The 9468-nt window shown below is 49.5% G+C and carries 7 protein-coding genes and 1 other RNA gene; 1 reads left to right on the top strand and 7 read right to left on the bottom strand.

All coding sequences use genetic code 11. From position 1 onward, the window contains the following. Window positions 1-161: 161 nt before the first annotated feature. Window positions 162-523, top strand: an RNA gene (gene rnpB / locus QZT18_RS22780) — RNase P RNA component class A. A 55-nt stretch (window positions 524-578) separates the two neighbouring features. On the opposite strand, the gene QZT18_RS22785 is transcribed toward rnpB, so the two are convergent. The 7 genes from QZT18_RS22785 to QZT18_RS22815 all read right to left on the bottom strand — a co-directional run bounded on the left by QZT18_RS22785 (window position 579) and on the right by QZT18_RS22815 (window position 9178). After that, complete coding sequence (locus tag QZT18_RS22785) at window positions 579-1574, bottom strand: type II CAAX prenyl endopeptidase Rce1 family protein (RefSeq protein WP_294151917.1); 996 nt, start codon at window positions 1572-1574, stop codon at window positions 579-581. Window positions 1575-1915: 341 nt separating this feature from the next. Next, window positions 1916-3571 carry a nucleoside kinase gene (locus QZT18_RS22790; protein WP_294151918.1) on the bottom strand — a complete coding sequence of 552 codons (1656 nt, stop codon included), beginning with the start codon at window positions 3569-3571 and terminating at the stop codon, window positions 1916-1918. Between the two features lie 33 nt (window positions 3572-3604). After that, window positions 3605-4408 (bottom strand): Nif3-like dinuclear metal center hexameric protein, encoded by an 804-nt coding sequence (locus QZT18_RS22795; RefSeq protein ID WP_294151921.1) that lies wholly within the window; start codon window positions 4406-4408, stop codon window positions 3605-3607. Continuing rightward, complete coding sequence (locus QZT18_RS22800; protein WP_294151925.1) at window positions 4386-5087, bottom strand: class I SAM-dependent methyltransferase; 702 nt, start codon at window positions 5085-5087, stop codon at window positions 4386-4388. The genes QZT18_RS22795 and QZT18_RS22800 overlap by 23 nt, the downstream gene beginning before the upstream one ends. A gap of 25 nt (window positions 5088-5112) precedes the next feature. Further along, window positions 5113-6231, bottom strand: coding sequence for an RNA polymerase sigma factor RpoD (rpoD, locus tag QZT18_RS22805; protein WP_294151929.1), 1119 nt, complete (start codon window positions 6229-6231; stop codon window positions 5113-5115). Between the two features lie 138 nt (window positions 6232-6369). Next, window positions 6370-8160: a DNA primase gene (gene dnaG / locus QZT18_RS22810; protein ID WP_294151931.1), complete on the bottom strand. Its 1791-nt coding sequence runs from the start codon at window positions 8158-8160 to the stop codon at window positions 6370-6372. 10 nt (window positions 8161-8170) lie between these two features. Continuing rightward, window positions 8171-9178, bottom strand: a complete 1008-nt coding sequence (locus QZT18_RS22815; protein ID WP_294151932.1) for a deoxyguanosinetriphosphate triphosphohydrolase — start codon at window positions 9176-9178, stop codon at window positions 8171-8173. Window positions 9179-9468 lie beyond the last annotated feature (290 nt).

Here is a 9468-nt window from a genome sequence, read left to right on the forward strand (position 1 = left end):
TTTTCTGCCCGGATTCCCCACCCGCGACAACCTGCAAACCGGGACTGAAGACTCACAACCTCCCCCCTCACCATCCCGAACCCCGACCTGACGGCGGCGTTCTCATTCCTCAATTAAATCCCTAGACAAATACTAAAAAATATGATAAACTTGTAACGTTTTGAGTAAGACAAATGGCCGCGGCTGCAGGACCGAAAGGCTGCAGGTGAGGAAAGTCCGGGCTTCACAGGGCAGGATGCCAGATAACGTCTGGTGGAGGCGACTCCAAGGACAGTGCAACAGAAATATACCGCTGGACAGGCACTTTGTGCCGGTTCCAGTAAGGGTGGAAGGGCAGTGTAAGAGACTACCGCCCGGCTGGTAACAGCCGGGGCACATGTAAACCCCATCCGAAGCAAGACCGAACAGGAGGCGTAAGGCGGCCCGTCTGCCTCCGGGTAGGTCGCTTGAATTTACCGGCGACGGTAAAGCTAGATAGATGGCCATTCAACGACATAACCCGGCTTATCGTCTTGCTCAAAACATTTTAACGTCTCATTTTAAATCTGCCGCACCGGGCTGAACTCTTCTGAATTTTTCTAAAGGCTGTTAACCTTCTTGTCCGGCTCCCTAAATTCCTTTGTAAAAATAAACGGCACAAATAATACCAGATTAAAGATCAGAAGCAGCAGGACATCCTTCCAGGCGATTAGCTGATTATTAATCATGTCCGCATTTCCGCTGCTCAGCACAACTATCAGATTATTATTCAGATAATGCAATATCACAGGAACCCAAATGTTGTTGGTCTTCAAATATGTATAGGAAAAGAAAATGCCCATTCCGATACAGGTAATCTGTTGGGAAAGTATGCTTTGAAGCCAGGTCTCGGGGCTATAATAGAATATATTAATCGGCAGATGCCAAAGTCCCCACAACACTCCCAGCAGCAGTACCCCCCGAACCTTGCCAAAGTGTTTTTGCAGAAATGGCGTGAAGTAATATCTCCACCCATACTCTTCACCAAAGAAGGCTGTAAATACAAGGAAAAAGTTAACCGGTAATATAAGAATCATGCTGTAAAACCGTGAATTTTGAAATATTTCTGCGAATTCATTCATCTGGCCGCCGGCTAAATAAGACAGAAAAATCCGTCCAAAATAGAGTGCTAAAAACAATATAACCATTAGCGCAGACGCTTTTCCATTATGTGCCCTCAACCCATATGATTCCCGTTTCTCCTTCTTCTCTGCAAAAAGAACAATCCAGGAGGCAGCCGATCCTACGATTATAACCAAATTAAGAAATGCAATAAATCCCGGATTAGATACAAACACACTGGCAATCGTCATCAGAAAAATTATTGCCGTAATTGTGATAAAAAAGAAATAAAACCTTCCCGGAACCAACTCGTCCTCTTTTTTTACCGCCAGTATTGCCAGCATGATACCTGCTGCCGGATAATACATCTGGGCATTTGGAAAAAAGCTCACATCAATTCCCCTGTTATATGCATAACCCATTAAAATCCCCATTAGATATGGCAGTACGAAAGCAACCGACAGGAATATAAGCAATTGCTTCTTTTCAATCATCTCAATTTTACTTTGATTCAACATGGCTCCTTTCCTGTTTACACGTGATTATAAATGATACTCCCAAGATACTCTGGCCAACACGAAAAATCCCCTATTGTCTACGGCACGGTCAAAGATCAGGAACCACCTGACCGAACCGTTTGGATCCGTAAGGTGGAAACGGCACCTGTCCCGGTCATGCGATTCTATCTGGCATGACTGGGACAGATGCCGTCCAAGACGCCTATCCGTATTCTTTTGCGGTTCATTTTTAGAGCAGCCTCCAATTCGGAGGATAACAAAGCATGAAGAAATGAACGCAGTAATCTCGGGGAAAATTCTTTTAGTGTTATAAGCGTTTATACCCTGAAACAGCTTCCTCCGACAAATTCCCTGAGGATGGAGTTCTGCGGAATTCTCTCGCTGCTCACGCCCAGGAAATAATCCAGGAATTTGAGCAGGCGCTTTGCCTCCGGGTATTCTTCGGAATCCCTGGGAACGCTGTAAAGAAGCGGCTCCGCATACTGCTTCAGCACCGCCAGCTCGTAGAGCAGGGCCGAGTTAAACATGACGTCGGCCTCCTCCTGATACGGGAAGATGTTCCTCTCCTCTCCTCTTCTCACGGAATCCCACATTCTGATTGTGACCTGGGCCGAAGAACCTCTTGTCCTGTCGTCCCGGATCATTCTTCGGAGCAGTCTGCCGTCGGTTGTCGGAATCCGGTTGTGCTCATCGACATTTAACTGTGTCAGTGCGCTGATATAAATCCTGAATTTACTCTCCTTCGGAAGGGAGTAGGACAATTTGTCGTTGAGGCAGTGAATCCCTTCGATTACCAGAATATCCTCCTCGCCGAGCTGCAGGAAATCTCCCTTGTACTCTCTCTCGCCGCTGACAAAATTGTACCTCGGAATTTCCACCCTTTCTCCCGCTAAGAGCGCGGTCATATCTTCGTTAAACTGCTTGATATCGATGCACTCAAGCGCCTCATAGTCATAGTTTCCGTCTTCATCCCTTGGGCTGTTGATCCGGTTTACAAAATAGTCGTCTACCCCGATAGGATGCGGCTTTAACCCCAGAGCGCTAAGCTGGATGGACAGACGGTGGGAGAAAGTGGTCTTACCCGACGACGACGGCCCGGCGATCATGACAAATTTGTTCTTGCCGGATGCCGCAATCTGTTCCGCAATATCGCCTATCTTCTTTTCCTGAAGCGCCTCCTGCATCAGAATCAGTTCATTCATTCTGCCCTGGGAAATCGCTTCATTTAACGTTCCCACATTGAAAACGCCCAGTTTCTTTCCCCACTGCTCCGACTCTTTCTGCACTTCAAAAAGTTTCCGTCTCGGGCTTAAGGGCATCAGATTCTCCGGATTCTTTCTCGACGGCAGAATCAGGACAAATCCTTCGTCATAGAGCTGCAGGTCGAAATATTTGATATATCCCGTATTCTGCACCATGTATCCGTAAAAATAGTCCTCAAAATTTTCAATGCTGTAGATATTGACCCTGGAAGCGCGTCGGTAATAGAATAATTTTTCCTTATCATACATCCCGTGCTGATGGAACAGTTCAACCGCCTCATCCGTATTCTCGCTGCGTTTTAAGATGGGCAGACTGAGTGAAACGAGACGCTTCATCTCTTCCTTTACCCGATCGAGCAGCTCCTGGTTCAGTATCAGAGAGCCCTCCGTCTCAATATAGAGGCCGTTTCCCACGGAGAAGCAGACGGTCAGGCTGCTGACATTCTCCTTGCCCACAACGTCGTAAAACGCCTTCAGCATGAGAAACAGGGCGCTCCTCTGGTAGCTTAAAAAGCCGGCCTTGTCAGCGGCCGTGATAAACCTGAGGCTGCAGTCTTCCTTCAGTGTTTTATGGAGTTCCTTCAGGCGCCCGTCCACCCAGACGAGCAGGATCTCATACTCATAATGATCCTGAAAATCCTTAGCAATCTTGTGAAACGGCGTTCCCTCCACATACTCCCTTGTCTCTTCCCCTATTGTTACAATCGGCATATAACTCCTCCATTCTGAAATTTTGGCTTTTTATTATATCACATGATTTGGAAATACATCCCGTTCTTTTATAACGTGAAGTTTTTCTTCCAGGTTTTCCCCCAGGAATTTCTCCATAAATCCGGTAAAAATATGCTCAATCCCGTAGTGTCCGGCGTCAATCACCGCCATGCCGTTCGCCACGGCGTCGATTCCCTCATGGTGGCCGATATCCCCGGTAATATACACGTCGGCTCCCCATCTCAGCGCTTCTTTTAACGTGCTTCCCCCTGAGCCGGGACATACAGCCGCCGTCCTGACGGCAGGACCGCCGTCTTCCACGTCGCCGAATACGGTGACAAACGGGATTCCATAGGCTTTTTTAACCGCCTCTCCCGCCTCCCTAAGCGTCATGGCATGCGGAAGGTTTCCGCAGATGCCGATTCCGTAATCCTTACCGTCATCCGCCTTCCCCATAACCTCCAGAACCTCCGTATCCGTAAGGCCCAGGCGGGCGCCCGCCAAATCGGCCATACATCCCGGAGCTGCGTCGAAGTTTGTGTGCATTGCATAATAGGATATGTCGTTCTGAATCAGTTTCAGAATCCGCCTGCTGATAAAATCTTCGTCGTTCACCTTTTTTAACGGCCTGAATATAAGGGGATGATGGGTGATGAGCATGTCGGCTCCGCTGCGCACCGCGTCCTCTATGACAGAGTCCGTGGCATCCAGGGCCAGATATACCGTTTTCACCTCTTTGCCGCTTCTGCCGGCCAGAAGACCCGGATTATCCCAGTCACATGCCATGGACGGCGGCGCAAGCGCTTCCAGTTTATTAATCAGTTCCCTGCATTTCATCCTGTGCCTCCTTTATCATGTCCCGCCTCGTTAAAAGCTCCCCGAGGCGTCTTGCGGCGCTGTCGGAGTGTTTCCCGGACAGTGCCGCGATCAGTTCATCCACCGAGCGTCTCTCTTTCTCCAGAAACTCCCGGAATACTTCGTTGTTTTCCTGAATCAGACATTTTCCATACTCGTAAAAGCAATCCCGGCCATAATGCATGGCGCCGTGTCCCGCCTCGATGACCGTGTAATATTTGCCCTCATCTTTTACCATGGTTTCCCGCAGAATGGTGAAACCGTTCTCCTCCAGATAATGCCTTACGCTTCCGATTTCCGACTGGGGTGACAGAATCAGGCGTTCCGCGCTCTCCCACACGTGCCTTCCCGCTTCCAGGATGCGCACAATCAGTTCCCCGCCCATTCCTGCGATAACAATGGTGTCGGCCTCGCCCGGTTTAAGCTTCATAAGGCCGTCGCTGAGCCTCACCTTTATCTTATCGCCGAGTCCGTAGTCGAGGACATGATGCTCAGCACGCTCCAACGGCCCTTTCCGCACATCCATGGCCAGCGCGGAGGGGGAAATCCCTTCCTTTACCAGATAAATCGGTATGTATCCGTGATCAGTTCCTATATCAGCAATTTTGCTTCCTTTGCGGACAAAGGAAGCAATCGTCATTAAACGGTGTGATAATTTCATTTAAAATATCCTCGGTAATCTTTTTTTAATCCAGATAATCTTTCAGTTTTTTGCTGCGGCTTGGATGCCGCAGTTTTCTCAGGGCCTTCGCCTCGATCTGGCGGATACGCTCCCTGGTTACGTTAAATTCCTTACCCACTTCCTCCAGTGTCCTGGGCCTTCCGTCGTCCAGGCCGAACCGCAGACGGAGAACCTTCTGTTCTCTGTCCGTCAGCGTGTCGAGCACCTCCATCAGCTGCTCGTGGAGCAGGGTAAAGGTGGCCGCATCCAGCGGAACCTGTACATGGTCGTCCTGGATAAAATCACCGAGGTGGCTGTCTTCCTCCTCACCGATAGGCGTCTCAAGCGATACGGGATCCTGGGAAATCTTCATAATCTCCCTGACACGCTCCACCGGTATCTCCATGCGCTCCGCCACTTCCTCGGGGAAGGGCTCGCGGCCAAGCTCCTGAAGAAGCTGCCTGGAGGTACGGATCAGGCGGTTGATTGTTTCAACCATGTGCACCGGAATCCGGATCGTCCTCGCCTGATCGGCGATGGAACGCGTGATGGCCTGGCGGATCCACCAGGTCGCGTAGGTACTGAACTTAAATCCCTTGGAATAGTCGTATTTTTCCACGGCCTTAATCAGTCCCAGGTTGCCCTCCTGGATAAGGTCCAGAAACTGCATCCCGCGGCCCACATAGCGCTTTGCGATACTTACCACCAGACGCAGGTTGGCTTCGGCCAGGCGTTTTTTGGCGTATTCATTGCCCATCTCCATCTGTTTTGCCAGCTCAATCTCTTCATCCGGCGATAAAAGCGGGACTTTTCCGATCTCCTTCAGGTACATCCTGACGGGATCTTCTATATTGATTCCATCCGGTACGCTTAAATCTATATTCTCAACATCGATCTCTTCCTCTTCGTTTAATTCCTCCTCGATGAAGAGATCCGGGTCAATATCGAGATCCTCGTCGAACTGCAGCACGTCGACCTTGTTATTCTCGAGAAAATCATACATCTGATCCAACTGATCCGGGCTCAATATTTCACCATGGAAAAAGTCAAGAATTTCTTTGTTGTCCAATACATTCTTCTTACTTTTCGCCAGTTCCAGAAGCTGAGTAAGCTTCTCTTCAAATGTCACTGTCTTTTCTTCCATAATTCTCCCATCCCTCCATAGCTTTATTGTATATTCGCTGCTATGAAACCAAAGGCCGCAATATCACGGCCGCTGTTTGATTTCCGGCAGGGCTGTGAATAATGACAATCAAAGGCTTAATAGTAACGTATTTTCTCCTTAATCAAGTGAAATATGCAGATTTGCGAGTTCGGCCTGTTCCTTAATCAGCTTCTGAAGCTCTTCAAGACCTGCGGCATGCCGGATCTGATGTTCCAGGCTGCTCCTTTTTATCCGAAGTACGGTTTCTGAAAATGCTTTCTTCTGTTCTTCGTTATTTAACGACTCGTCCAGGCTGGCACTAAAAAGCGCCGCCACTTCCCTGTAGTTCCCCTCGTCGTCGATAAAATGGTTCAGGATGGCCGCCGGGTTTACCTCCCCTTTCTCATGGCCGTCAAACACCATCTCCGCCGCTTCGCGGTAAAGAGGTTTGACAAAATCCTTCGGGGTGATGATGCCTTTTATTTTGTCGAAAAGCTCCGGCTCCTCTATCAGCCAGGTGAGCAGAAGACGTTCGGATTTCCTGATTCCCTCTTCCTTCTCTTTTTTCTTAACGGGTGCTCCCGGCCGGGACGGCGCAGGTTCCTCTTCCTCCGCTCCCCTGCTCCTTGCGGCTCCCATCCCCAGGCGGCTGCCCAACTGGTTAACCAGTGTCTTCAGGTTCTCATAGTTGATGAAAAATTCCCTCGACACGGCCTGGATATAGTTGTCCCGTTCCAGAGCCTCCGGAAAATCCAGAAGCTTTCTGGCCGTTTTGTTGTAGAAATCGGTCTTCTGTTCCGGATCCTCCATGTTGCAGCCCTCTTTTAAGACGTCAATCTCAAAGAGGAAACTGTTGCGGGCGTTCTCAATTCGTTTGCGGAATTCGTCCGGCCCCAGGTTCTTCATAAATTCGTCGGGATCCTTATAGGGCCTCATATTCAGCACCTTTGTAGAAATCCCGGCGTTCTTGAGTATCGGTATGGCGCGCAGGGCCGCTTTCACTCCCGCCCCGTCGCTGTCGTACGTCAGCACCACCTGATCCGTATACCGTTTCAGAAGGGCCGCGTGCTGTTCGGTCATTGCCGTTCCCAGAGAGGCCACCGCATTGGTGAAACCGGCCTGGTGCATGGATATGACGTCCATATAGCCCTCGCAGAGCAGGATGAATTTCTGCCTGGAGGTTCTTGCGTAATTCAGTCCGTAGAGATTCCGGCTCTTGTCAAAGAGCTTGGTCTCGGGCGAGTTCAGATACTTCGGCTCCCCGTCCCCCATAACCCGTCCGCCAAAACCAATCACGCGGTTGTTGACGTCCATAATCGGGAACATAACCCGGTTCCAGAACTTGTCCCTGGAACCCCGCTCCTCTATCGTTACAAGGCCTGTCTCCTTTAAAATGCCGTCGTCATAGCCCTTGCTTTTTAAGTAGCGGTATAAATCGTCGCTCGTTTTATTGGAATACCCCAAACCGAACCGGAGGATTGTCTCATCGGTCAGTTCACGCCTGCGCAGATAATCGTATCCAACCTGGCCCTGGGGCTGTTTTAGCTGAAAATAAAAATAGTTGGCTGCCTGTTTGTTGATCTCTAACAGAGCCGCCTTAAGATCCGCCTGTGCCTTTGCCTCTTTGGAATACTCCATCTTCGGGAGCTTGACGCCCGAACGGTCCGCCAGCATCTCAACGGCCTCGCGGAACGAATAATTCTCGTATTCCATAATAAAGGTAATCACATTGCCGCTGACCCCGCAGCCGAAACAGTGGTACATCTGCTTCTGGGGCGCCACGGAAAACGACGGTGACTTCTCATGATGAAAAGGGCAGAGACCAAAGTAATTGGCCCCCTTCTTCTGAAGCTTCACATACCCGGAAATAACATCCACGATGTCGCTCCTCATTCTGACTTCTTCTATCACTTCTTCCGGATAATACATGAAAACCTCCTTATACTTTCCAGGATTTTGGTACAAAGAGCTCGCTGAAACGGTCGATGGCATAAATATCCGTCATGCCTGCAATGTAGTCGCAGACGGCCCGTTCTTCTTTTTCCCCGCGCTCTGTCATCATATCCAGATATTCTTCTGGTAATTCGTGAATATGTTTCATATAATGCTCATAAAGCATCACTATCATGTGCTGCGCTTTTCCTTCCTCGGCCTTGGCAATCCCGTTGCGGTAGACGTTCTCGAACATCCATCTGCGCAGTCCGTGCATCGCCGTCTCCATGCCGGGTGACATGGCTATCTCCGGTTTGTCAAAGCTCTGGTTAATGATATCGTGTATCATCGTATTGAGACGCTCCCTGACGCTGCCTCCGAGAATATCCGTATATTCGGCCGGCAGATCACCCTCCTCGAAAATTCTTCCGCGGATGGCGTCGTCAATATCATGGTTTATATAGGCAATCTTATCGGAAAGGCGCACGATGTTACCTTCCAGGGTGGATGGATGGCCGCTGGTGCGGTGATTTAAAATCCCGTCCCTCACTTCCCAGGTCAGGTTGATTCCCCGCCCCTTCTTCTCCAATACCTCCACGACGCGGACACTCTGTTTGTAGTGCGCAAATCCGTCGCTGCAGAGCTTGTCGAGAATCGACTCTCCCGAATGGCCAAAGGGTGTGTGGCCAAGGTCATGTCCCAGTGCAATCGCCTCGGTCAGAGATTCATTCAGTCTCAGCGCCTTTGCAATGGTACGGGCTATCTGGGAAACTTCCAGCGTGTGGGTCAGACGCGTCCTGTAGTGATCTCCCTCGGGCGCAAGGAACACCTGTGTCTTGTGCTTCAGCCGCCTGAACGCCTTGCTGTGCAGAATCCGGTCCCTGTCCCTCTGGTACTCCGGACGGATGTCACAAAGCGGTTCCTCCCTGTCCCTTCCTCTCGTTTTTTCGCTTAAAGAGGCATAAGGACTCAGATACTCTCGTTCCCATTTTTCCGTAGTTTCTCTGATATTCATATTGATCCCACCCTTATTCAGAACAATTTATGTAATAATCTCGAAAGTTCACCCATTATCTAACCATAATATCATATTTTTCTACTTTTTAATACCCTTATTCTGTTAAAGTTTTCTAAAAACTCACAAAAAACAAGAAAGAAGATGGAAGATTTACTTTGAGATTTTAAGCCGTTCTGTTAAGCCGGCTGACCCTGTCTATGAACTCTTTCATGTCTTCAATTCCTTCCTTAATTGGGGATTTAACTGAGGAATGAGAACGCCGCCGGGACGGTCGGGGTTCGGGATGG

This window comes from uncultured Clostridium sp. (genome assembly GCF_900547735.1).
Taxonomy (GTDB): domain Bacteria; phylum Bacillota; class Clostridia; order Lachnospirales; family Lachnospiraceae; genus Otoolea.

Excerpts from the sequence above, each read along its gene's own strand:
- QZT18_RS22785 (WP_294151917.1), bottom strand. The coding sequence starts at position 1,574 with ATGATTGAAAAGAAGCAATTGCTTATATTCCTGTCGGTTGCTTTCGTA.
- QZT18_RS22815 (WP_294151932.1), bottom strand. The coding sequence starts at position 9,178 with ATGAATATCAGAGAAACTACGGAAAAATGGGAACGAGAGTATCTGAGT.
- QZT18_RS22795 (WP_294151921.1), bottom strand. The coding sequence starts at position 4,408 with ATGAAATGCAGGGAACTGATTAATAAACTGGAAGCGCTTGCGCCGCCG.
- dnaG (WP_294151931.1), bottom strand. The coding sequence starts at position 8,160 with ATGTATTATCCGGAAGAAGTGATAGAAGAAGTCAGAATGAGGAGCGAC.
- QZT18_RS22800 (WP_294151925.1), bottom strand. The coding sequence starts at position 5,087 with ATGAAATTATCACACCGTTTAATGACGATTGCTTCCTTTGTCCGCAAA.
- QZT18_RS22790 (WP_294151918.1), bottom strand. The coding sequence starts at position 3,571 with ATGCCGATTGTAACAATAGGGGAAGAGACAAGGGAGTATGTGGAGGGA.
- rpoD (WP_294151929.1), bottom strand. The coding sequence starts at position 6,231 with ATGGAAGAAAAGACAGTGACATTTGAAGAGAAGCTTACTCAGCTTCTG.